This is a genomic window from Roseibium limicola (assembly GCF_017313085.1).
GTDB classification, from domain to species: Bacteria; Pseudomonadota; Alphaproteobacteria; order Rhizobiales; family Stappiaceae; genus Roseibium; species Roseibium limicola.
On record NZ_JAFLNF010000009.1, the window covers coordinates 13,386 to 34,954 of the forward strand.

The 21,569-nt window shown below is 60.0% G+C and carries 21 protein-coding genes; 10 read left to right on the top strand and 11 right to left on the bottom strand.

Features of this window, described 5'->3' with window-relative positions; all coding sequences use genetic code 11:
• Positions 1 to 38: 38 nt before the first annotated feature.
• Both J0X15_RS17760 and J0X15_RS17765 read right to left on the bottom strand, forming a co-directional pair.
• Positions 39 to 773: a glutamine amidotransferase gene (locus J0X15_RS17760; RefSeq protein ID WP_206943712.1), complete on the bottom strand. Its 735-nt coding sequence runs from the start codon at positions 771 to 773 to the stop codon at positions 39 to 41.
• A gap of 103 nt (positions 774 to 876) precedes the next feature.
• A complete protein-coding gene (locus J0X15_RS17765) occupies positions 877 to 1,368 on the bottom strand; it encodes a tellurite resistance TerB family protein (RefSeq protein WP_206943714.1) in 492 nt (163 codons plus the stop codon).
• Positions 1,369 to 1,793: 425 nt separating this feature from the next.
• On the opposite strand from J0X15_RS17765, the gene J0X15_RS17770 reads away from it, so the two are divergent.
• The 4 genes from J0X15_RS17770 (at position 1,794) to J0X15_RS17785 (ending at position 7,040) form a co-directional block, all read left to right on the top strand.
• Positions 1,794 to 3,056, top strand: coding sequence for an imelysin family protein (locus tag J0X15_RS17770; protein WP_206943716.1), 1,263 nt, complete (start codon positions 1,794 to 1,796; stop codon positions 3,054 to 3,056).
• A 240-nt stretch (positions 3,057 to 3,296) separates the two neighbouring features.
• Positions 3,297 to 4,799 carry a di-heme oxidoreductase family protein gene (locus J0X15_RS17775; protein WP_231710492.1) on the top strand — a complete coding sequence of 501 codons (1,503 nt, stop codon included), beginning with the start codon at positions 3,297 to 3,299 and terminating at the stop codon, positions 4,797 to 4,799.
• Positions 4,796 to 5,884 carry an imelysin family protein gene (locus J0X15_RS17780; RefSeq protein WP_206943718.1) on the top strand — a complete coding sequence of 363 codons (1,089 nt, stop codon included), beginning with the start codon at positions 4,796 to 4,798 and terminating at the stop codon, positions 5,882 to 5,884. The genes J0X15_RS17775 and J0X15_RS17780 overlap by 4 nt, the downstream gene beginning before the upstream one ends.
• A gap of 1 nt (position 5,885) precedes the next feature.
• Positions 5,886 to 7,040 (top strand): DUF1513 domain-containing protein, encoded by a 1,155-nt coding sequence (locus J0X15_RS17785; protein ID WP_206943720.1) that lies wholly within the window; start codon positions 5,886 to 5,888, stop codon positions 7,038 to 7,040.
• Between the two features lie 77 nt (positions 7,041 to 7,117).
• Here J0X15_RS17785 and J0X15_RS17790 read toward each other — a convergent pair whose 3' ends face one another.
• From J0X15_RS17790 to yddG, 3 genes are all read right to left on the bottom strand, one after another.
• The gene (locus J0X15_RS17790) at positions 7,118 to 7,324 is read right to left on the bottom strand and encodes a DUF1737 domain-containing protein (RefSeq protein WP_206943722.1); all 207 of its coding nucleotides are present in this window, start codon (positions 7,322 to 7,324) and stop codon (positions 7,118 to 7,120) included.
• 15 nt (positions 7,325 to 7,339) lie between these two features.
• Positions 7,340 to 8,227, bottom strand: a complete 888-nt coding sequence (locus J0X15_RS17795) for an HpcH/HpaI aldolase/citrate lyase family protein (protein WP_206943724.1) — start codon at positions 8,225 to 8,227, stop codon at positions 7,340 to 7,342.
• A 105-nt stretch (positions 8,228 to 8,332) separates the two neighbouring features.
• The gene (gene yddG / locus J0X15_RS17800) at positions 8,333 to 9,238 is read right to left on the bottom strand and encodes an aromatic amino acid exporter YddG (protein ID WP_206943726.1); all 906 of its coding nucleotides are present in this window, start codon (positions 9,236 to 9,238) and stop codon (positions 8,333 to 8,335) included.
• Positions 9,239 to 9,419: 181 nt separating this feature from the next.
• Between yddG and J0X15_RS17805 the strand changes: the two genes are divergently transcribed.
• Positions 9,420 to 9,869, top strand: coding sequence for a GNAT family N-acetyltransferase (locus J0X15_RS17805; RefSeq protein ID WP_206943729.1), 450 nt, complete (start codon positions 9,420 to 9,422; stop codon positions 9,867 to 9,869).
• A gap of 38 nt (positions 9,870 to 9,907) precedes the next feature.
• Here the strand turns inward: J0X15_RS17805 and J0X15_RS17810 are convergent, their stop codons facing one another.
• Positions 9,908 to 10,942, bottom strand: coding sequence for a DUF2125 domain-containing protein (locus tag J0X15_RS17810; protein WP_206943731.1), 1,035 nt, complete (start codon positions 10,940 to 10,942; stop codon positions 9,908 to 9,910).
• 127 nt (positions 10,943 to 11,069) lie between these two features.
• Here J0X15_RS17810 and J0X15_RS17815 point away from each other — a divergent pair, with 127 nt between their 5' ends.
• Complete coding sequence (locus tag J0X15_RS17815; RefSeq protein WP_206943733.1) at positions 11,070 to 11,606, top strand: gamma-glutamylcyclotransferase; 537 nt, start codon at positions 11,070 to 11,072, stop codon at positions 11,604 to 11,606.
• Here the strand turns inward: J0X15_RS17815 and J0X15_RS17820 are convergent.
• From J0X15_RS17820 to ftsE, 4 genes are all read right to left on the bottom strand, one after another.
• Positions 11,603 to 12,358, bottom strand: coding sequence for a lysophospholipid acyltransferase family protein (locus J0X15_RS17820; protein WP_206943735.1), 756 nt, complete (start codon positions 12,356 to 12,358; stop codon positions 11,603 to 11,605). The genes J0X15_RS17815 and J0X15_RS17820 overlap by 4 nt on opposite strands.
• A 100-nt stretch (positions 12,359 to 12,458) precedes the next feature.
• On the bottom strand, positions 12,459 to 13,196 hold the full coding sequence (locus J0X15_RS17825; protein WP_206943737.1) for a YdcF family protein: 738 nt from the start codon (positions 13,194 to 13,196) through the stop codon (positions 12,459 to 12,461).
• A gap of 97 nt (positions 13,197 to 13,293) precedes the next feature.
• Positions 13,294 to 14,364 carry a cell division protein FtsX gene (locus tag J0X15_RS17830; RefSeq protein WP_209015442.1) on the bottom strand — a complete coding sequence of 357 codons (1,071 nt, stop codon included), beginning with the start codon at positions 14,362 to 14,364 and terminating at the stop codon, positions 13,294 to 13,296.
• Between the two features lie 12 nt (positions 14,365 to 14,376).
• Positions 14,377 to 15,036 carry a cell division ATP-binding protein FtsE gene (gene ftsE / locus J0X15_RS17835; RefSeq protein ID WP_206943739.1) on the bottom strand — a complete coding sequence of 220 codons (660 nt, stop codon included), beginning with the start codon at positions 15,034 to 15,036 and terminating at the stop codon, positions 14,377 to 14,379.
• A gap of 195 nt (positions 15,037 to 15,231) precedes the next feature.
• Here ftsE and J0X15_RS17840 point away from each other — a divergent pair, with 195 nt between their 5' ends.
• From J0X15_RS17840 to J0X15_RS17855, 4 genes are all read left to right on the top strand, one after another.
• The gene (locus tag J0X15_RS17840) at positions 15,232 to 16,122 is read left to right on the top strand and encodes an MJ0042-type zinc finger domain-containing protein (RefSeq protein ID WP_206943741.1); all 891 of its coding nucleotides are present in this window, start codon (positions 15,232 to 15,234) and stop codon (positions 16,120 to 16,122) included.
• 2 nt (positions 16,123 to 16,124) lie between these two features.
• Positions 16,125 to 16,685 (top strand): hypoxanthine phosphoribosyltransferase, encoded by a 561-nt coding sequence (hpt, locus tag J0X15_RS17845; protein WP_206943743.1) that lies wholly within the window; start codon positions 16,125 to 16,127, stop codon positions 16,683 to 16,685.
• Positions 16,686 to 16,688: 3 nt separating this feature from the next.
• Positions 16,689 to 17,087, top strand: a complete 399-nt coding sequence (locus J0X15_RS17850) for a response regulator (protein ID WP_206943745.1) — start codon at positions 16,689 to 16,691, stop codon at positions 17,085 to 17,087.
• A gap of 190 nt (positions 17,088 to 17,277) precedes the next feature.
• Positions 17,278 to 18,843, top strand: coding sequence for a putative bifunctional diguanylate cyclase/phosphodiesterase (locus J0X15_RS17855; protein ID WP_206943747.1), 1,566 nt, complete (start codon positions 17,278 to 17,280; stop codon positions 18,841 to 18,843).
• Positions 18,844 to 18,876: 33 nt separating this feature from the next.
• On the opposite strand, the gene J0X15_RS17860 is transcribed toward J0X15_RS17855, so the two are convergent.
• Positions 18,877 to 21,426, bottom strand: coding sequence for a TIGR02302 family protein (locus tag J0X15_RS17860; protein WP_206943749.1), 2,550 nt, complete (start codon positions 21,424 to 21,426; stop codon positions 18,877 to 18,879).
• Between the last annotated feature and the right edge of the window lie 143 nt (positions 21,427 to 21,569).

The window sequence follows — 21,569 nt, forward strand, 5'->3', positions numbered from 1 at the left end:
GCCCTCAACCTGGAAATCGCCAGAGCTTAGCCAGCGAATTATCTACCCTGAGGTACGGCTGAACTCTGACCGATCCAAAGATCCAGAAAAGAATTTAGCCAGCTTCGCACCGAGCCATCATAGACAAACCGACCGGCAAAATGGTCATGGCGCTGCTGTGCGCCCGGCTGCGCCATGCGCGGTGCGCCCCTGGTCGTCCAGCGCACCATCATGGAATGGGTCAGCTCCGGATGAAATTGTATTCCGAAAGCATTTTTGCCGTAGCGGATGGCCTGATTCGGATAGGTTGGTCCGCCTGCCAGAAGCGTCGCGCCGTCGGGCAGGGAAAACCCCTCGTTATGCCACTGATAGACCTTTTTCGGCCAGTCCATCAGGTCCTTGCCGGCTTGCGTCGGGACAATCGGATAATAGCCGATCTCAACATGACCATCGTCCGCCGCAGCGACCTTGCCGCCCAGCTGCTTGGCCATCATCTGCGCGCCCAGACAAATGCCGAGAAACGGCTTTTCCTCACGCAAAGGCACCTTGATCCAGTCGATTTCCTTGCGCAGGAAGCCATCCGGATCATTGGCACTCATCGGCCCGCCGAAAATCACGGCCCCGGCGTGATTATCCATCGTGTCCGGTAGTGGATCACCAAAGCGCGGCTTGCGAATATCCAGATGAAAACCACGCGCCTGCAAAGCCTGTCCGACCCGACCGGCAGAGGAGTTTTCCTGATGCAGAATGACAAGGATACGCGGCTGGTCGGAAAGGAAGTGCTCGTGTCTCATGAAGCCAGTCTACCGCAATAAAATCGCCCGTCGAGAGGCCTACTTCCGGCGCTGCGCCGTGAGAAACAGAAAATCGTCGCCAAACCTGTACCAGCCTTCAAAATCAATTGGCGTTGTCTTCGTTTTGCGTGCCTTCAAGACCCAGACTGTCGGCGACCTTCTGGCGCAACAGCATACGATCCCGTGAGGAAATGCCCAGCAACTCGGCCACCCGCCAGATCGTGTTGTCTTCGAACTCGTGGACATAACCGTCCGCATAAACGATCTGCCACATCATTTCGACAATCGCCAGGCGCTCGGCCTCATCCGTGCTGCGCTTCAAAACGGAGGTAAAGCCGTACAGGTCGACGGCTTCCTGATCACGCTGCTTGGCGGCATCGATCAGCTTCGTCGTTTCCGCCTCGGAGAGCCCGTAGTGCGACTTCAGGATCTCCCGCAGCGTGTTGCTCTCGTTGTCGTCAACGACGCCATCGACATCCACCAGGTGGAAAAGCAGGGCCGCAGCAGCAAGCCGGGTCTCATCCTCAGCAAGACCGGCCTTGCGTTCTTCGCCGACGGTGATCTCGCGGATGAATTGTTTCAGAGCGTTGAGCATAGGGTCCTTCCTGACAAACGCTGGCGATGGCGCACTTCACCAAACCTCATCGCATAAACCTAGTGTCTTGCGACGCCAACGGCAATGCGCCTGATTGATCAAACGCTTGCAGATGCAGCGGGGTTCCTTGCCCGCTTCCAACCCCGCATGTCCATGCTTTCGAATGATTCTAAACTATTGAAATATCGGCATTTATTACTTGACTTAAAGACTAAGGTATTTAATTCGTGCCGCAAGGGCGCTTTAATGTCCGCAGGGGGGATCACGTGCAAACCGGTCTGAAGGCCAATCGGGCCACCACGGCCGCGATCGTTTGCACAACGATCAGAGCTCCCCTTGAAAACCAAGATCATTACGTGGTTTGGCCACATGACCGTTCTCCTGTCGTCCAGTTGTCCGGACACTCCGCTAGAGGAAACGACCCAATGAAAACTGTAAAATATGCTCTTCTGGGCGCCACCGCCCTCTTCTCCCTCCCGGCACTTGCTGCCACTCCGGCTGAAGTTCTCGATACTTACGGCGATGTCGCCCAGGCCGGTTACACGGATTCCCTGGAGACTGCGAAGTCTCTGCAGAGCGCCATCGAAGCTCTCGTCGCAACCCCGACCGCTGAAACTCTCGACGCTGCACGCGCCGCATGGATCGCATCCCGCGCGCCTTACCAGCAGACCGAAGCCTACCGTTTCGGCAACGCCGTTGTTGATGACTGGGAAGGCAAGGTAAACGCCTGGCCGCTCGACGAAGGCCTGATCGACTATGTCGATGTTTCCTACGGTGAAGAATCTGAAGAAAACGCCTTCTACAGCGCCAACGTGATTGCCAACCCGACGCTGGAAATCGCCGGCGAAACCATTGATGCCACCAACATCACCGCCGATTTCCTCGCCAACCAGCTGCAGGAAGCCGGCGGCGTTGAAAGCAACGTGGCAACCGGTTACCACGCCATCGAGTTCCTGCTTTGGGGCCAGGACCTCAATGGCACCGACGCAGGCGCCGGCAACCGTGCCGCAACCGACTTCGATCCGGCAAACTGCACCAACGGCAACTGCGAACGTCGCGTCGCCTACCTGCAGGCCGCAACCGAACTGCTGATCAGCGATCTTCAGGAAATGGTCGACGCATGGTCCGAAGGCGGTGCTGCCCGTGAAGACCTCGCCTCCAAGGGCGAAACCGGCGGTCTGGCCACCATTCTCACTGGCATGGGCTCCCTGTCCTACGGCGAGCTGGCAGGCGAACGCATCAAGCTTGGCCTGATGCTGCATGACCCGGAAGAAGAGCATGACTGCTTCTCCGACAACACCCATGCGTCGCATTACAACGACATCGTCGGCATCCGGAATGTCTACTTCGGCTCCTACGCCAGCGTTGGCGGCAATGACGTCGATGGCGCCAGCGTTGCCGACATGGTCGCCGAAAAAGATCCGGCTCTGGCAGAAGAGCTGAAGGCCAAACTCGACGCGACCCTAGCTGCAGCTGAAGCCATGAAGGCCCGCGCCGAAGGTGGTGAGTCCTACGATCAGATGATCGGCGAAGGCAATGACGAGGGCAACGCCGTCGTTCAGGCTGTCGTTGATGCACTGGTTGATCAGACCCAGTCGATCGAACGCGCCGTGAAGGCTCTCGGCCTGGAAGACATCGCGTTTGAAGGCTCCGACAGCCTCGACAACCCGAACTCCGTCTTCGAATAAGACCTTTGAGGCCGGCGTGGCCGACCCGGACACGAACCCCGTGACGGATCGCCACGCCGGCCTTTTCTCCCTTGGCAACTCCACCCGCAGTTTGTTCTAACGGGCGGACCCACCCCGGGACCGAATTCAGTCTGCTTTCTCCGGACGATCCGGCAACGGCAGCCCCTGCGAAGATCACGAAACGTGCCTTTTTCAGCACTCTCTTCCGTTTCCGCCCATCGCATGACGCCACTTGGACGCATGATCGCACTTGGTTGGCTGGCGCTTCTGCTGCCGCTGACAGGCGGCCGTGCTGAGCCGTTGCAGCACCGGGACGATCTCAGCCAGGAAGACCGAGCCCGCGTTGAAAAGATCATCGCGCCAACGACTGATTTTTCCAGACCCGAGAGCTTTGAACGCAATTCCGGTGGCGCCGGAACGCCGCACAAGCGGGTCAACCGCGATTCCTTTTCCCATCCGAATGCCAACCTGTCGTTTGAAGACGAGCAGACGTTTCGCATCGGCAATGGCCTGTTCAAGAAGCTCTGGGCGTCGTCCCCCTCCTCGACGCAAGCCTCCGACGGGCTGGGCCCCCTCTACAATGCGCGCTCCTGTCAGGCCTGCCATCTGAAGGATGGGCGCGGACGCCCGCCCCTCCCCGGCGATCGCGCTGTGTCGTTGTTCCTGCGGCTCTCCATTCCTCCTCAGAATGACGCCGACCGACAAGCACTTGCCGACAAGACGCTTCTGGCTATTCCCGAACCCACTTACGGTCAGCAGCTGCAAAGCTTTGCCGTGCCGGGCCTGCATGGCGAGGCCCAACTGCAGATCGACACTCGTGAGATTCCCGTCCAGCTTGCCGATAGCAAGATCATCATGCTGGAGGCACCGACCTACCGGTTGACGAACCTCTCCGACGGCCCGATGCACCCGGACGTGCAGATGTCGCCGCGTGTCACCCCACCCATGCCCGGCCTTGGCCTGCTGGAGGCCATTCACCCGGACGATATTCTGGCGTGGGAAGACAGCGGCGATGCGGATGGCGACGGCATTTCCGGCAAGGCCAACCGGGTGCGCAACAAGGAAACCGGCGCGCTTACGCTGGGCCGATTCGGTTGGAAGGCCACCAATCCGACGATCCGTCAGCAGACCGCCGATGCGTTTTCCGGCGATATCGGCATTGCAACGCCCGTCAACATGGCCCCCTGGGGCGATTGCACCGAAGCCCAGGCCCGCTGCCGCGACATGCCCCATGGCGATCAGGCCCGGCTCGGGCCCAGCGAAGCCCCCGACCCGGTACTGGATCTCGTGGCCTTCTACTCGTCCAATCTGGCGGTCCCGACACGCCGCGACATTGACGATGCGAGCGTGCTCAAAGGCAAACAGGTGTTTTATGAAACCGGCTGCGTGGCGTGCCATCGGCCGAAATATGTCACCAGCCGCAAGGCGGAAAATCCCGCTCACCGGTTCCAGTTGATCTGGCCCTATTCCGACCTTCTGCTGCATGACATGGGCGATGGCCTGTCCGACGATCGCCCCATCGGCGATGCCACAGGACGGGAATGGCGAACCCCGCCGCTTTGGGGTATCGGGCTGACTCAAACCGTCAATGGCCACACCCGCTTCCTCCACGATGGCCGAGCCCGCAACCTTCTCGAAGCCATTCTTTGGCATGGTGGCGAGGCAAAAGCTGCCCGCGATGCCGTGGTGGAAATGTCCAAACAGGATCGGCTCGCGCTGATCGAATTTCTGAGGTCCCTATGATGCGCACCCTTCTTATGGCCGGCTTGCTTGTTGTTGCCGCCGCCGCGTCGCCTGCTGCCGCTCAGGCGCAGGCCTACGCGACCTATGTGACCAACAGCATCGACGGCTATATCCGCCCCCGAACAGAAGCATTTGCCGCTGCAACCACCAAACTTCCCGCCGCCGTTGAGCAGCTTTGCAAGGCTCCGGGCGAGGACACCCGCGCTGCCTTTGCCGACAGCTACCGCGATGTCCTAACCAGCTTTGCCGCCGTGTCCTTCCTGCGCTTTGGGCCGGTGATTGACGACAACCGGCTGGATGCACTGGCCTTCATGCCCGACCCGCGCGGCATCGCCCAGCGCCAAATCCGACGTGCATTTGCCAAGCGGGACGAAACCCTGACACAAGCTGAAACGCTGAAGGACAAGAGCGTCGCCTTGCAGGGGCTGACAGCTCTCCAATTGATCGCCTTCAGCAAGGACGCCAAGGTCGTTCTCGGCAACCCCGGTGAAGGAAGTGATTTCCTCTGTGGTTATGCCGGGGCCATAGCCGCAAATGTCGAGCGCATCGCCGCCGACATTGCCAGCGACTGGGCCGATGCGAATGGCTATGCCGCAACCCTGCAAACGCCGGATCCCGACAGCCATCAGGTCCGCACCTCAAAAGACGCCATCGAAACGATCTTCAATGCGGTGGTGACAGGCTTGATCGTGGTGAAGGATCAGGATCTGCTGCCTGCTCTCGGCGATAAACGTGAGGAGGCGCGGCCACACCGTCTGCCGTTCAGCCGCTCTGGCGACGCCACCGCCTATATGCAGGCGGAGCTGGACGGGATCGAGGCAGCCTTAACGGCAGCCGGCTTCACCCCCGACCTGCCGAAGGAATTCAGCTGGGTGCCCGGGTCTCTGGCCTTTGAATTCAGCAACGCCCGCAACATTCTGTCCGCCGCTGACACACCCTTGCGCCACTCCATGGAAGACCCGGAGACCTATCAGAAGCTCGAGCTGCTGATCATCACAATCGACTCTCTGCGCGACACCGCCGCCCTGAGCCTGGCTGGTGCGATGGAACTCTCCGGCGGCTTCAACGCCCTCGATGGAGATTGATATGACTGACAAGGCACCACGCACCGAAATTTCCCGCCGCGCCTTGCTCGCCGGTCTTGGCGGCATGGCAGCACTCTCCCTTCAAGGCTTCTCTGCCTCAGCCGCGGCAGCGCCCTTGCTGGAAACAGCCCTGCTCGACACACCACTGTTTGCTTCCGCCCGACGCGAGACGGACGGACGGTATGCGCTGGCCATCGTCGACGACGCCGGGCAACTGCTGGCCAAGGTCGGTCTGCCGGATAGAGGTCACGGCATGGCGATTTCGCCCGACCGTCGCCGCATCATGGCTTTTGCCCGTCGTCCCGGCACCTTTGCACTGCTGATTGATCCGTTTGAGGCTCGCGAACCGCAGATCCTGGCCGCAGCCGAAGGTCGACACTTCTATGGCCACGGCTGTTTTTCACCAGACGGGCGTCTCGTCTACGCACCCGAGAACGACTATGAAAACGTCCGGGGCGTCGTCGGTGTTTATGATGTCAGCGGTCGCACCATCCGCCGTCTCGGCGAGATCGAGACCCATGGTGTCGGGCCCCATGACCTTCTGCTGATGGACGACGGCAAGACCATGGTCGTCGCCAATGGCGGCATCCAGACCCATCCGGGCCGCCCCCGCGAGAAACTCAACATCGCCACGATGAAACCCTCGGTGGTCTATCTCGACATGCAGACCGGCGACCTGCTGGCCCGCCACGAACTTGACACAGACCTGCATCAGCTTTCCCTGCGCCATATGGCCAAGGACGCCAAAGGCCAGATCTGGGTCGGAGGGCAATTTGAGGGCGATCTCGCTCTGGCACCGCCTCTGGTCGCCCGCATGACGCGCGACAGTGCCCCAACGCTGACCCAGCTGCCAGACACATTGGCAACGGGTCTGGAGAGCTACATCGGCTCGGTCGTTGCCAATGCAGACGGCGATGTTATCGCTACCTCGGCCCCACGCGGCAACAAGGTGCTGTTCTGGTCCGCCACATCCGGCGAGCTACTGGCAACCAAAGACATTCAGGACGGGTGCGGCGTGGCACCCATCGACGCCCACAGCTTCCTGATTTCCGACGGCACCGGCGCCCTGACCTACCTGGAGGACGTCACCCGCCCGGCAGACATCCTGTCACGCGCCAACGGCATCGCCTGGGACAACCACATGTTCCGGATTTGACCGAGCGCTGAGCTGAAAACAGAAAAGCCCCGCAACTCCTGACCGGAGGCGGGGCTTTCGGCATTTTATAAGTCGGCTTAATAAGCGCCGAGTTTCATGTCCGGGCTGTAGTCCTCGCCCTCGACATCCTTGACCACAGCCTGTCCGCATATAGTGCGACCGCGTTCCGCGTCAAACGACAGGGACGGCGATCCGGAGAGTTCCCAGCCCTTGTTCAGTGCCTGGGTGACCCGATGACAGAACTCGCTGTCGTCCGGTCCGGTGATGAAGCGATAAAGTTTCATGGGCCTTCAAACCTTTTAAGCGCGAGCTGCAATGGCATCGGCAATGGCGATGACCCGCAGCCCCATGTCCGCATGTAACCGTTCGACCATCTTTCCGTCCACCTGAATGGCGCCCTTATCGGCATTTTCAGGCAAATCAAACAGATCGTTGATCCGCCGCGCCCACGCGACCTCCTCTTCAGACGGGGAAAATGCCGCGTGGCAAGCCTCGATCTGCTTCGGATGGATCAACGTCTTGCCGTCCATTCCCATCTCGGCGCCCTGGGCACATTCCGCCGCAAAACCTTCCCCATCCTGAAAGGCATTGAAGACACCATCCAGAATGTCGATGCCGCCGGCGCGCGCGGCCGCCACACATGTCATCAGCCAGGGCAGCATCACCGCGCGACCGGGGTTCAGCGCGGCGCGGGTTTCCTTGGCAATGTCGTTGGTGCCGAGCACCAGACACGACAGGCGCACCTCCGGGTCCCGACCACAGGCGGCAATCGCCGGAGCGTTGAGAATGGCTTGCGGCGTTTCCATCATCGCCCAGATCGCCAGGTCCGTCGGAGCGTTCAAAACCGCCAGCTTGTGCGCCAGCCGCTGCAGATCACCCGGCGTGTTGACTTTCGGCAACAGCACCGCATGCGGTCTGGCGGCAACCACCGCCTTCAGGTCCTCATCAATGTAAGGCGTGTCGAGGCCATTGCTGCGGATGATCAGTTCGCGGTCGCCATAGCCACCGCCCGTCAGCGCATCGATGATCGCCTGACGCGCCGCAGGCTTTTGATCCGGCGTCACGGCATCTTCCAGATCGAAGATCACACAATCCACATCCAGACTTTTCGCCTTTTCCAGCGCCCGTGCATTCGATCCGGGCATGTAAAGCGCCGAGCGGCGCGGCTTCAATGGATGTTGCGTCATCGTTCAATCCTCTCGGCGGCTCAAGGCCTTGTCGTCTCGTCTGAAAATAGCCAGCAGCCCACCCGCTGACCAGCTCGCCTTTGGGTGAAGGTGCTTCAGGCCCCTTCAGATCCGGCGCTTGCGAAAAATCATGTCCTTGGCGGCGATCACCGCGCCCAGGGTGATAGCCAGGCAGGCAAAGGCCACAGCGGCGGTAAAAGCTCCGAAACCGAAAGCGATCAACAACAAGGTGGACAGCAGAGGCGCCGAATAGGCCGCCGCCCCGAGAACCTGAATATCGCCCCGCTTGACCCCGATGTCCCAGGTGAAGAACGCCAACCCGACTGGAAACAGCCCGAGGGCGGCAACGCTGCCCCACTCGACGAGTGACGCAGGCCAGACCGTCTGCTCCAGCCCCATATGACAAAGCGCCGAGAACAGCGAGGTCACCAGACAAAACCCTGCAACCGCCTCCGTCGGCACATTTTCAAGCCGCCGCGACACAACAGAATAGGTCGACCAGAACAGAGATGAGGCCACGGCAGCGCCATAGCCTAGCAAGGCCGTGCCTTCCAGCGACACGGAGAGCCCGCCCGCCCCGGCAATCAGAACCGCGGCCCCGGCGAGCCCCAGAACCGTTCCCACCACGTGGTGCGCCCGCAATCGCTCGCCCGGCAAGAAGGCGGAAAACACCACGATCAGCAATGGCCATGTGTAGTTGATCAGATTGGCATCGACCGGAGGAGCGTTGCGGATGGCGGTGAAATAGAAAAAGTGGAAGCCGAACAATCCGATGGTGCCGAAGGCCCAGACCCGCCACGGCTGGCGCAACAAATGCAGCCGGCCGCGCACAATCAGATAGATCAGCGCCAGACCTCCGGAAAGGCCAAAGCACAAAGCGTTGAGGAGGAACGGCGGAACAGCACCGGAACCCGCGCCGAAAAGCCCGAGCGTGGCCCACATCAAGACGGCGGAAAGACCAATGAGCGTTGCTCGCAGCCGCTGGTCGACAACACTTTCGGCAGCAGCCATGGGGAACTTCCTTGCGTGGGGAGACAGCTCATGGAAAATCATCAGCGTTCCCTGTATAATTGACGGGATCTGCCTTGGGAAGCAGTGCGCAGCCTGTTGATTTTATCAGGAGTTTCAGCGTTATCTGGGGTCCTCGACCCCATCCCGCCTCCGGCCGCCCCGGAGAACCACCGGAGTAGCAATGAGCACCATCGAGATCAGAGTCCTCGGCCCCGACGACGCCCAAGACCTGGCCCCCCTGATTGCGGAAAACGCACAAGCCTTGAAACGCGGAGCACCGCGCCGCCCCGACGTGTTTTATGCAGAACGCATCCTCAGCGACAGAACCGCAGAAGTCCTTGGCGCCTTTGAGGGCGACGAGCTGATCGGCTTTTCTGTCTTCATGGATCTGCCCGACCTGACTACCGGCTTGCGCATCGGCCAGATCGACGAGATCTACGTGCATCCCGACCACCGCAACAAGGGCATCGGCCGCAAGATGATCGAAAGTCTGGTCATTGAGGGCCAGAGCCGAAGCTGGCTGCAGCTGCGCTGGTTGGTCCGCGACAAGACCGCTCCGGAAATCGCGCTTTACGACAAGATTGCCCAGCCCGACGAATTGCGCAGCTACATCATCCCGATTGCCAACTAGAGGCCGTTCCAGGCGGCACCAAGGCCCATCGAGAACGTTTAGAGCACCACAGGCGGCAGTTGACCGAGAGGCAGAATGCCGATGCTCAGGCGGCCTCTTCTCAAGCTGAGCGGCACGTCCACCCGGCTTTCGCCGCTTTCCGCGTCCTTGACCATGAAACCGGCTAGCAGCCCGTTGAGAAGGCCGGCATTCGCCTTCACGTCAGGCGAAATCTCGCCCAGACGCTGCAGCAGCAGCTCCGGGCTGGCACTGCTGATCATCATGTTGCCGCTCAGCAATCCATCCGGATGCAGGGTCAGGTCGCCGTCAGCTGCGACGTCGAGATTCTCCAGGCTGACGCGCAGCGCCATTGTCTGCAGTTGCACACCTTCAGGCGACGTGGCGAGCAATTGGGCCAGGCTTGCGCCGTCGATGACATCTGCCCCCCCGATCAGACGGCCGTAAACGCTAATATCCGAGCCGCGCAGCGACGGCAGCAAGAGTGCACTCTCAACACTCGAAAGAGAAAAAGCCACGTCGAGATCACGGCTGGCTTCACCTGTGCGGCGCAGGTGAGCCTGGGCATTGGACGCCGAAAACTCGGTCGGCTCGGGACTGAACCTGCTGCGGAGTAGTGTCTTGGGATCAACCAGCTCGACATCCAGATCGGTCAGGCGCTGACCGTCGGTCTGAAAACTGCTGTGGGCCATGGTCCAGTCGAGATTCGCCGAGATGCCCTGGCCCGGCAATTCAATGATGCCCGGCGCCGTGAACTCACCAATGACATGCCCCGGCTTGTAAATCAGCGCCGCCGTGCGCAGGCCCGCCGTCCTGACGCTCCATCCCTGCTCGGCATCCACCGAGAGATCTCCGCAGTTCACCTCGTAGCGGAACGGAAAGCCCTGAATGCTCCGGTCATCACAGCCGATGCGATAGCCCTGGCCGGACAGCCGGGTGAGGCTTGTATCAAGGACACTGACGAACCGGTCCTTCAGGACAAACCAGCCGGCTGTCCACCCGGCCATCACCACGAAGACGACCGTGCCGAGAGCAATATAGGACCGGCGGCGGGGTTGGTAAGGAACACTAGACACTCAGATCTCCTGTAGGCCGAACACCTGGAATTTCGATTGCCGCCTTCATACAGCGAGGAAGATACGCATTGAAACCGCATAATGGTCTTGTTATGCGGATCGCAACACGAGCGAGGCGAGCCGGTACATGGAAAATTTTTGGGTTTTTGGCTACGGGTCCCTGATGTGGAACCCCGGATTTGCCACCCTCTCCGCAGAACCCGCCCTGCTGCGCGGCGCCCACAGGTCCCTCTGCGTCTATTCCTGGGTCCACCGGGGCACGCAAGAGCGCCCCGGACTGGTCTTCGGTCTCGATCGGGGTGGAGCCTGCCGCGGCATGGCCTTCGAGGTTTCCGGCGAGAACCGGGACGCGACCATCGAGTATCTGCGCGCCCGCGAACAAGTGACGATGGTCTATCAGGAGCATTGGCGTCGCGTAAAACTCGCCTCCGGCCGCACTGTGGATGCACTCACCTACATGGTCGACCGCAAGCACCTGCAATATGCCGGCGCTCTGCCGCTTGAAGATCAATTGCACATCGTCTCAGGCGCCCATGGGCGCTCCGGCCCGAACCCGGACTATGTGCTGAGCACGGCCAATCATCTGCTTGAGTTGAAAATCCGCGATCACAATCTGGAGTGGCTGACCACGCAACTGCGCGAGGCTGGTGTCGACAAGTCCTAGACGCGAGACAGCAACGGAGAGGGCCTGGGCTCCTTGCGTGCATCCTCGTACAACTGGCTGCACGACCCTTCGATGGACCCGACCAGACGCCGATGGAACTCGGTCGGCTCAAGACCGGGCGGCAGCGGCGGCAAAAACTCGACGATGACCGTACCCGGATACAGCATCCAGGATTGCCGCGGCCAATAGAGCCCGGCGTTCAGCGCCACAGGCAGCACCGGACACTGCAGATCCTTGTAGAGATGGGAGATACCAAACTTGTACTTCGGATCGCCACCGACCGGCCGGCGTGTGCCTTCCGGGAAAATCAGGATCTGACGGCCTTCGTCGATGGCCTCGCGCGCATCTTCCATCATTTTCGCCAAAGCGACCGCCCGCTGGCCCCGGTTGATCGGTATCTGGCGGAATTTCGCCGTGTACCAGCCGAAAATCGGAATCCAGCGCAGCTCGCGCTTCAGAATGAAGGTCGGGTCCGGGAACGATCCGATCAACGCGAAGGTCTCCCAGACCGACTGATGTTTCGAGGCAACGATATAGCCCGTCTTGCCTTTCGGGATGTTTTCCCGGCCACGCAGCTCGACCTTCAGCCCAACAATATAGCGCAGCAGCAGCAGGTTCATCCGTGACCACATCGGAACAACCCACCATCCCCACTTGCGCGGCAACACCAGCACCGGCGAGCAGATAACCATCATCAGGAAGGTGCCGACGTAAAACAGGATCTGAAACAGGGAGGAGCGTATGAACAGCATGATAAGGGCGCGTCTACCGTCAGTTGAAAAAGAATGAGCAAGTATCCGCCACCCGTCCGATGGCGCGGAAACTTCAAGGTCGAAATCGCCCAGCTTAGATCTAGAAAACCGTCCGGAAGGCGATCCGGATGCGGGCGACTGTATACTTCACATATTCCCGCAGGAGAAGTTTGATCGTAACGCCGTGCATGTACCAGCGCTTCAGATCAAGGTCCTGTGCAAACACCGGATAGGGGATCAGCTCCACATCCGGCAGCATTTCCCGCAGTTCCAGTTGTGCCCGCGGCAGATGGTAGGCACTGGTCACGACCAGCAGGGAGGAATAGCTGTTGTCGCGCACCCATTGCGCCGTTTCCACCGCATTGCCCTCTGTATTGAGAGCAATGCGGTCCAGATCGACGCAGCAATCAAAAAGCTTCTGGTCGGCCGACGTCAGCGAAATGATCTGCTTGCGCGTCGTGCCCGGATGCACACCGGAAATCAGCAAGCGCCGACCGCGACCTTCCGCCAACAGTCCGACAGCGCGTTGCACACGCTCTGCACCGCCCGTCAGCACAACCACCCCGTCGGCCCGCGCCTCGGGACGTGCGACCGCACCGACAACGCTTTCGGTAAAGCGTGCGAAATGCCACGTCAGACCGATGATCAGCAAGCAAACGACCGCACTCGCCGTGTAGAACCGCCAGCCACCTCGCCCCCTGCGGCGCGCCCCCTGCGGCGCAGGCGGACCCTCTGTCGGGCCGGCAGCAGGCTGCACCGCATCATTCCCCGGTTCATGCGCCTGGGTTTCAGCCGGATTGGCCTTCTCCGTGTCTGTCGTCTGGCTGTGTAATGTCATGCCCACCGGCGCGTTCGTCCTATGCCAGGCATCCCGTTCCGCCCACCGGAACCGGAAAAATACCACGCTTCGATCTTGCGGCAGTTTGCCAAGCTTCTCAATCCACTCGCCTCAAATGGGCTTTGACCGCCAATCCTGAGGTGATCGCCGTCAGAACCGCCACCAGAAACACCACGCCGATCACGCCGAGATAGCCCGGCAGACTGACCGATACGGTTCCAAAAAGCGCTGACAGCTGGTCCGAACCGGCGCCGCCGTCTGCATCCCGCGTGAAGAGGTCCAGCAGGAAAAACGTGACGGATGCGGTCACGCCACCAAAAATGCCGCCCTTCAGACCGAGCAACAAGAAGTGGCGCTGGAATTCCCGCGCGATGAAACTGTCTTCAGCGCCAACGAAATGCAACACGGAAACAACATCCTTGTTGCCCGCCATCGCCGCCTGAGTGGCGAAAACCACGCTGAGAACCATCGATCCGAGCATCAGCAACATGATCCCCACCCCGCCGACAACGACCGCCCCCGCCATCGCCGACAGCCGCGACGTCCAGATCGAATGGTCGTCGAGGCTCGCCCCCGTCACCTGTTCCGTCAACGACAGCCTGAGACCTTCCAGATCCAGCGCTTCCGGAGCATTGACGTTGACCTGAATGAGCCGCGGCACCGGCAGGGCTTCCAGCTCCAGCCCGTCCCCAAGCCACGGTTGAAGCAGGCTGCGGGTTTCCTCGTCCGACAGGGCATGGACGGATTCAACACCGTTGAATTCCTGGGTCAGGGCAATCGCCTTGTCGATTTCCCGCAGGGTATCGATACCGTCCACCGGGCGGATCTGAATGGTCACTTCGCGCACAAGATCGTTTTGCCAATCATCGGCGGCATCCCAGACCACCGACACGGCACCGACCGTCAGACAGGCAAGAAAGCTCATGATCGCAACCACCAGCGTCAGCGCCCGACCTGTCACCGACTGCGGGGGCACGATGGCGGCTGCCGGACGCAGCTTTGACTCTTCGCCTGTCCGCGCCGCAGCCGTCGCCTTCTTGCGTGGCTTTTTAGGCCGCGCTGGCTTCGCCCGCCCGCGCCCTTTCGGCGCAGCAGCCTTCCGCTTGCCCGGCTTCGAGCCGCCAGGCGGCTGAACCTGAACCGTCTCGGGTTTGGTGTCTTCCGTCATTGCCATCCAAACTTAATCAAAGACCGAGAGCCGTCCATCAGCCAGCACCAGACGCCGCGCGTCCACCTGCTCCAGAAGCGCGATATCGTGGGTGGCGATCACCACGGAGGTTCCCAGCTTGTTCAGCTCCAGAAACAACCGCAAAAGACGGCGCGCCAATGGCGGATCGACGTTTCCTGTCGGCTCATCCGCCAGAAGCACCTCCGGCCGGGTGATCAGGGCCCGCGCAATGGCCGCACGCTGTTTTTCCCCACCGGAGAGCACCGGCGGCATAACATGCATGCGCTCACCCAGGCCGACCCACTTCAGCAGTTCCATCACATCCGAGCGGTACTCGCTTTCTTCCTTGCCCGCCACCCGCAGGGGCAAACCCACGTTTTCATAGGTGGTCAGATGATCGAGCAAGCGAAAATCCTGAAACACCACGCCGATCCTGCGGCGAAGCATTGGCAGCTTCTGCTTGTCCAGCGTCGACAGATCATGACCAAACACCTGGATCAGCCCACGGGTCTGGCGCAGCGACATGAACAGCAGACGGATCAGGCTTGTCTTGCCTGATCCGGACGGACCCGTGAGGAACTGAAAGGACTGTGGCTCGAGATGAAACGAGAGATCCTTCAGGATCTCCGGTCCCATGCCATACCTCAACCCGACGTTTTCAAAACGGATCACCGCATCCTCCTTGCTTGGACGCGCAAGCTACTCTCGCCCAATTAACGCTTCATTAAACATATAAATGTCCTGTAGGGGACTAATGGACCTTCGGCTTTTGACACCGGTCCACAGCGCTATCACATGGTGAGCTGCCCATCCGGTCAGGCTTTCGCTTCGAAACCATTCTACCACATAGGTAAAGGGTCTTCTGACATGAAGATCAAATGTCCGGATTGCGGAACCTCCTACGACATCAAGGCCGAGGCTCTCGGCAGTGAAGGGAGAAGTGTGAAATGCGCCCGCTGCTCAAACCGCTGGCATGTTTCACCGCCCAAAGCCCCGGAACCGGACGCCTCCGACATCGATGAGGAAGAGTGGGCGCGCGACCAGGAAGCCGAAGCACGCGCCGAAGATGTCCCACCAGCCGCAGCAAACCCCGACATCAAGTCCGCAGCGGCCCCTGCGCCTGCCGCAAAAGCCGCGACGGCCACTGCCTCTCCGCCAGATCCGGATGAAGACCTCGACGAGAACGGCGAAACATCGTCCAACAAGTCCACCGACATCGAGAGCCAGGCAACCCGGACCAAGATCAAGGTCAATCCCTACAAACACCGCAAGGACACCATCGGCGCCATTATCAATTGGCTTTTGCGTCGCAACTTCCGCCGCATCTCCGGTGTCGCCCTGTTCGGCGCCTCAGTGGTAATTTGCCTGTTCTTCCTGCTGATCCGCGATGAACTCGTCAAAAAATCGCCTGATCTTGCCAGTTTGTTTGAAACAATAGGCCTTGAGATCAATTTGCGCGGGCTGGAGTTCCGGGATTTACGAACTTTCAAAGATATAGCGGATGGACGGCCTGCGCTTGTGATAGAGGGCACCATCCATAACATTAAGGCGGAAACCATCACCGTTCCCGCTGTCCGCCTCTCACTGCGGGATGCTGAACTTCAGGAAATCTACGCCTGGACGATTGAGCCTCACGCAAAAAGATTGAATGCGCTCGACGAAGCCCGCTTCCGAACTATCCTGACCGAAGTGCCCTCCGGTGTCGCCGACATCCAGGTCCGGTTCGTGGATCGCAGCCTAGCAAAGACCAGCCAATAGACATGACCCCACAGATCAATACCCTTTTCGATGAAAGCGCCATTGCCAGCCGGGTGGAATCCCTGGCCCGGGAAATCGCGGCTTCCCGCCCGGAAAATCTCCTGGTGGTCGCAGTTCTAAAAGGCAGCTTCATTTTTGCGGCCGACCTTGTACGCGCCATGCACCGCGTCGGTTTGGAACCAGAAATGGAGTTTCTGCATTTGTCCAGTTATGGGGCAGGAACCGTAAGTTCTGAAAATATTCGTATTTTACGCGATGTCGAAAGTGACGTTAACGGTCGGGATATATTCCTGGTCGATGATATCCTTGAATCAGGACGCACTCTGGCCTTTGCCAAGGAGCGTCTGCTCAAGCGGGCCGCCAAATCCGTCCAGGTGGTGGCCTTGCTGGACAAACCGGAACGTCGTGTCGCACCAATCGCGGCCGATTACACCGGCTTCGCCTGCCCGGACAAATTCGTTGTCGGCTACGGCATGGACATGGGTCACGCATGGCGGCAATTGCCGTTCATCGGTTACGTGGTTTCCGATCAGGAAGCCGGAGAGACAACGGAAGGAGTCTGATCCTTGGGTCGCATTCTTCTCGCCGAAGATGATGAAGCCGTTCGCAGCTTCGTCAAGAGAGCGCTGGAATTGGACGGCCATTCGGTCGTTGCCACGGAGGACGGTGGGGAAGCCCTTGAGGTGTTGACCCGCAACCAGGGGCACTATGACCTGGTTCTGTCCGACATCAAAATGCCGATCATGGACGGGATCGCTCTCGCCTTGAAGTCGGCGCATGACTATCCGGACCTGCCCATTGTTCTGATGACCGGCTTCGCCGATCAGCGCGAGCGGGCAAATGGCCTGGATGCGTTGGTCTATGAGGTGATCACCAAGCCGTTCTCCCTGGCGGACATTCGCAAGATGGTGCGCAACGCCATTGCGGGTGTCACAATGGTTGAAGAACGACGATACGCTTGCTGAAGCTGAACCACGCTGTTCCTCAGACAACATCAAAGGCGGGCCTTCCACTTCGGAGCCCGCCTTTTTTCTCGCCTCAAGACAGAAAGAACTCACAAATAATTAGTATGGACTAATACTTAACTTTACATATGATTAAGACATTCAAAGCATTACTGCATTAGTAAAATGTACAATTCCGGGAAATTTGACCATGAAATTGCCTAAACTCGGGTGGGACTCTGTCATTTATGGCGTGCTCGCGCTCGCAACCTGGCTGTTCATGATCATGATCGATGGCTTCGATCTTTTCGTTGATTTTGCTGCGAACCACGAAAGCTGGGAGCTGGATGAAGCCTTTCTGGGGCTCCTCACCCTCGGGCTTTTCGGTTTCCTGTTCGCCACGCAGCGGCATCGGCAGGCGCGCCTCGAAATCAAGAGGCGCGAGATCGCCGAAAGCAACATCTCCTGGATTGCCAAGCACGATGTGCTCACCCGCTTGCCCAACCGGCGCTTTCTCCAGAATTTCACCAAGCAGAAATCCAAAGCCATTCTTCATCAAAATCCCAAGGGATTTTTCGTCTATTCGATAGACCTGGACGGCTTCAAAAAAGTCAACGATCTGTTGGGCCATGCCGGTGGTGATGAGCTGCTCATCGAATGCGGCAGGCGCCTCAAGGATCTATATGACGATGCATTGGTCATCCGGCTTGGCGGTGACGAGTTTCTGATGCTGATCGAGCCGGAAGGCAACGCAGACCCGCTCAAGCAGGCAGATTTCATCCATGAGGCGCTGTGCCAGCCAATGCAGATCTCCAATCTACAGCGCCACATCGATGCCAGTATCGGCATCTCCGTTTTCCCCGACGATACGGGTGACCTGGAAGAAGCGATCCGCTACGCCGACATTGCGATGTATGTCGCCAAGAAGAATGGCGAGCCATTTACCCAGTTCCGATCCGGAATGCTATCGCTCTTGAAAGAAAAAGCCGATCTGGAAGAGGCCTTCCGGTCTGCCTTGAAAAACGATGAGATCGTACCGCATTACCAACCGCTGATTGATCTGGGAACTGGCAGGATCCAGGGCTTTGAGGCTTTAGCGCGCTGGACACACAACAGTCTCGGCAGCATCCCTCCGACAGTCTTCATTCCCCTGGCGGAAGAGATCGGATTGATCGGCGAGCTGTCCAACCGGCTGTTTGAACGCGCCTGTCTGGATGCCACACAGTGGCCGGCAGACATCACGCTCTCCTTCAACTTGTCGCCGACCGAATTGACGGACAAGGCACTAAGCAACCGCTTGCTTCAGACCTTGAGCAAGACCGGCCTCGACGCCCGCCGTCTTGAGATCGAAATCACGGAAAACGTCCTGATACAGGATCTTGCTACAGCGACCAGCATCCTGGCAGACATCCACGCGGCAGGGATCCGAATTGCTCTGGATGATTTCGGTACGGGATACTCCAACCTTGCCCAGGTCTCCAATCTGCAGTTCGACCGGATCAAGATCGATCGCAGCCTGCTGGCCGGCTTTGTCGAAAACGAGCGTCAGAAAAAGGTCGTCGAGGCGATCATTACCTTCGGCAAGGGCCTCGGTGTTCCGATGACTGCAGAGGGCATCGAAACCGTTGGCCAGGCGACACAGCTGCAAAATATCGGCTGTGCCTGCGGCCAGGGGTTCTACTTCGGCAGAGCCATTCCGGCCGAAGACGCCTTCAAGCTTTTGCCTCTACGCGACAGCGAGTTGAGCAACCGCCTGGACCTCATCTCGGAAGCTTGAACCACGCATGTGAAGGCGCATTTCGACCCGTCGTCAATAGCGCTTCAACAACCGCTCCAGATAGTCCAACTCCAGCTTCGGCCGCGATGGATCGGCAAAGCGCTTGCGCAGCTCGTCAAGAATGCGCCGGGCGCGCTGCACGTCGATTTCATCAGGTACCTTCACCTGATTGCCGAAGTCCGGGCCTTGCGAGCGTCGCGGGCGGCCCAGTGGATCCTCATCCAGCGGTGAGCGACCCTGCGCCATGCCGGGGCCTTCGCCCTGGCCCATCATCTGTTCTGCCATGCCCTGAGCCCCACGACGCAGCGCATCCAGCGCGCTGCCCTGCTGACCAACCGCGCTCTGGCCTTCGCCCTGACCGAGGGATTGCTGTGCTTCGCCCATGGATTTCCCGGCTTCGCCCAGCTCACCGCTTTCGCCCATGCCATTCTGAGCCAGTTGCTCCATCAGCTGCTGCAGTTGCTGCTCCAGGCCGCCCTGACCCTCCTGCAGCTGCTTGAGCATTTCGGCCAGCTGCTCCTGGGTCATTTGTCCGCCCGGCTGCTGCTGACCCTGCTGGCCGGGCTGTCGCTGGCCCTGCTGCTGTTGCTGCTGGTTGAACTGATGGGTTTGATCCATCAGCTCCTGCTGTTTGCGGATCATCTCACCCAGTTCGTTGAGCATCTCCATCATTTCGCCGGACATGTTGTTCTGCGGCATCATCTGCGGCCGCCCGGCCTGCAAGTTCTCCAGCATGCGCTGCATTTCCGCCAGAAGCTCCCGCGCCGCATCGCGGCTGCCGGTCTGGGCCAGCTCTTCGATCCGGTCGAGCATTTCCGACAGATCCTGCTGACTGAGGCTTTGTTGCTGCTGCGGACTGAAAGGCTGCATCGCCTGCGGATTGCGCTGCATCTGTTCAGCCAGTGCCTGCATGTATTCATCCAGCGCTTGACGCAGTTCTTCGGTCAGCCGGGCAATTTCCTCATCGCTCGCACCGTCCTCCAGCGCCTTGCGAAGGTTTTCCTGCGCCTGACGCAGCGCCCGTTCCGCCAGAGAGAGATCCCCATCCTCGATGGTCAGCGCCAGATCCCAGAGCAACGGCAGCAGCTCCTTCAGCTCCTCATCTGACTTCGCCCGGTAGAGCCGCGTATAGGCAAATCGAAGTCCGAGGTAATTTTTCGGCACCATGTTGAAACTGTCGGGCGCCAGAAGCAGGGCATCAAACGCCATGATCGCCCGATCCTGCGACCGCGCATCCATCGCCAGCAAGCGGCGCTGTTCGACAACCGCCTTCGCCAAAGGCTTGCGGAACCGGCGTTGCGGCAAGGTCAGCTCATAAGTCGGCGACACGCCCTCCTGACCGGCTTCATCCATGGCATGAAGCGTCAGCTGGACTTCAGAGCCCGCCCATGGGTGCGAGGTCAGGTCGCGGATGGTTTCGGCCGCCCCATCAGTGCCGGCTGCCGAGGGCAGCGACAACGGAAACTGCGGTGCCTCTGCCAGAGGCCGTGGATCGCCTTGTGGCAGGGCCAACCCGCCCGTGCCGCTCATCGGCGCAGCCGGTGCTGCAATCCGCGCCTCGGCGGACAGCACCCGGTAATCGTCCTGCACGGTGTAGGCAAGCTTCAGCGCGCCACTCAGCTGCGCCTCCGGTTCGCCGGAAAGCCGGATTACCGGGGTCTCGTCAGGCAGAACCTCGAAGTGCCAGCCCATCAGCAGGCTGTCGTTGTAATAAAGATCGATCCGTCCGGTCTGTTCCAGCACTGCCTGGCGTTCCAGAACGGCATCCGGGGCGGCGGTCTCGTCGACATCCTCCAGACGAATGCCGTCATCAGCCTCGATACGAAACCCTTCCGTGCCCTGGCTGCGGACGACGAACCGCGCGCCCTCGGGGACGGTCAGTGCCTGAGCCGGATCGCGCAGCGCAGCGCTTTCGCCGGTCAGGTAGATCGGCGGCAGATTTGTGTATATCGGAGGCGTGACCCAGGCATCCAGCCGGCTGGCGATCTCCTGGGGATCAGCGCCAAAACGCAGCGTCGAGGCCAGCCTGTCCATCCGCATGCCCGTGCTCGATACCAGCCCAAGCACCACCAGCATCACCACCGCCACACGCAAGGCAAAGGGATCTTGTCGGTAGCTTCGCGGATCCGGCAGGGGAGACTTGAGCCCGGCAAGCAGGCTCGCCATCCGGCGCTTGTGCAGCAGCCAGAGCGTCCGCGTTTCGGCACTCTCACCGGAAATGGCAAGGTCGTCCTCAAACGCTGTCAGCGGACGATGCAGGCCGGGGCTGGCTGCTTCAATGCGATGCTGAGCCTCTTCGCGGCTGGGCCAGCGCAGCGCATAAAACCCGCACAAGCTCCACAAAAAGGCCAGAGCAAAGCCCGCAAGTCCAAGAACATGCAACCACAACGGAGCGACAACCCAGCCGCCCAACAGGGTGACAGCGAGGAACAAGACAACGACGACAAATGGATAAAAGGCCGCCCGGACCAGACGCTCCAGGAAGAGCGCCAGCCGGCTGCGACTAATCAGGGCATTCAGACGCTGGGAAACACCAGGCGTCTCTGGGCCCGTGGAATGCGAGGGTTTGTCGCCGTGCTGCAATGCCGATCCTCCATCACTGCCTGCTCTCGCAGGGTGAGGGAAAATCGATAGCACCGCAAGTTGTCGAAATAACGGAAAGACCCATCAACTGATCACGAACCCTTGAGACTGCTGAAAAACAGCTCTCAAAGACCATTTTCCGG

Bases quoted from the DNA above. Each gene is read 5' to 3' on its own strand.
- J0X15_RS17760 (WP_206943712.1), bottom strand. From the start codon at position 773: ATGAGACACGAGCACTTCCTTTCCGACCAGCCGCGTATCCTTGTCATT.
- J0X15_RS17765 (WP_206943714.1), bottom strand. From the start codon at position 1,368: ATGCTCAACGCTCTGAAACAATTCATCCGCGAGATCACCGTCGGCGAA.
- J0X15_RS17770 (WP_206943716.1), top strand. From the start codon at position 1,794: ATGAAAACTGTAAAATATGCTCTTCTGGGCGCCACCGCCCTCTTCTCC.
- J0X15_RS17775 (WP_231710492.1), top strand. From the start codon at position 3,297: ATGATCGCACTTGGTTGGCTGGCGCTTCTGCTGCCGCTGACAGGCGGC.
- J0X15_RS17780 (WP_206943718.1), top strand. From the start codon at position 4,796: ATGATGCGCACCCTTCTTATGGCCGGCTTGCTTGTTGTTGCCGCCGCC.
- J0X15_RS17785 (WP_206943720.1), top strand. From the start codon at position 5,886: ATGACTGACAAGGCACCACGCACCGAAATTTCCCGCCGCGCCTTGCTC.
- J0X15_RS17790 (WP_206943722.1), bottom strand. From the start codon at position 7,324: ATGAAACTTTATCGCTTCATCACCGGACCGGACGACAGCGAGTTCTGT.
- J0X15_RS17795 (WP_206943724.1), bottom strand. From the start codon at position 8,227: ATGACGCAACATCCATTGAAGCCGCGCCGCTCGGCGCTTTACATGCCC.
- yddG (WP_206943726.1), bottom strand. From the start codon at position 9,238: ATGGCTGCTGCCGAAAGTGTTGTCGACCAGCGGCTGCGAGCAACGCTC.
- J0X15_RS17805 (WP_206943729.1), top strand. From the start codon at position 9,420: ATGAGCACCATCGAGATCAGAGTCCTCGGCCCCGACGACGCCCAAGAC.
- J0X15_RS17815 (WP_206943733.1), top strand. From the start codon at position 11,070: ATGGAAAATTTTTGGGTTTTTGGCTACGGGTCCCTGATGTGGAACCCC.
- J0X15_RS17820 (WP_206943735.1), bottom strand. From the start codon at position 12,358: ATGCTGTTCATACGCTCCTCCCTGTTTCAGATCCTGTTTTACGTCGGC.
- J0X15_RS17825 (WP_206943737.1), bottom strand. From the start codon at position 13,196: ATGACATTACACAGCCAGACGACAGACACGGAGAAGGCCAATCCGGCT.
- J0X15_RS17830 (WP_209015442.1), bottom strand. From the start codon at position 14,364: ATGACGGAAGACACCAAACCCGAGACGGTTCAGGTTCAGCCGCCTGGC.
- J0X15_RS17840 (WP_206943741.1), top strand. From the start codon at position 15,232: ATGAAGATCAAATGTCCGGATTGCGGAACCTCCTACGACATCAAGGCC.
- hpt (WP_206943743.1), top strand. From the start codon at position 16,125: ATGACCCCACAGATCAATACCCTTTTCGATGAAAGCGCCATTGCCAGC.
- J0X15_RS17855 (WP_206943747.1), top strand. From the start codon at position 17,278: ATGAAATTGCCTAAACTCGGGTGGGACTCTGTCATTTATGGCGTGCTC.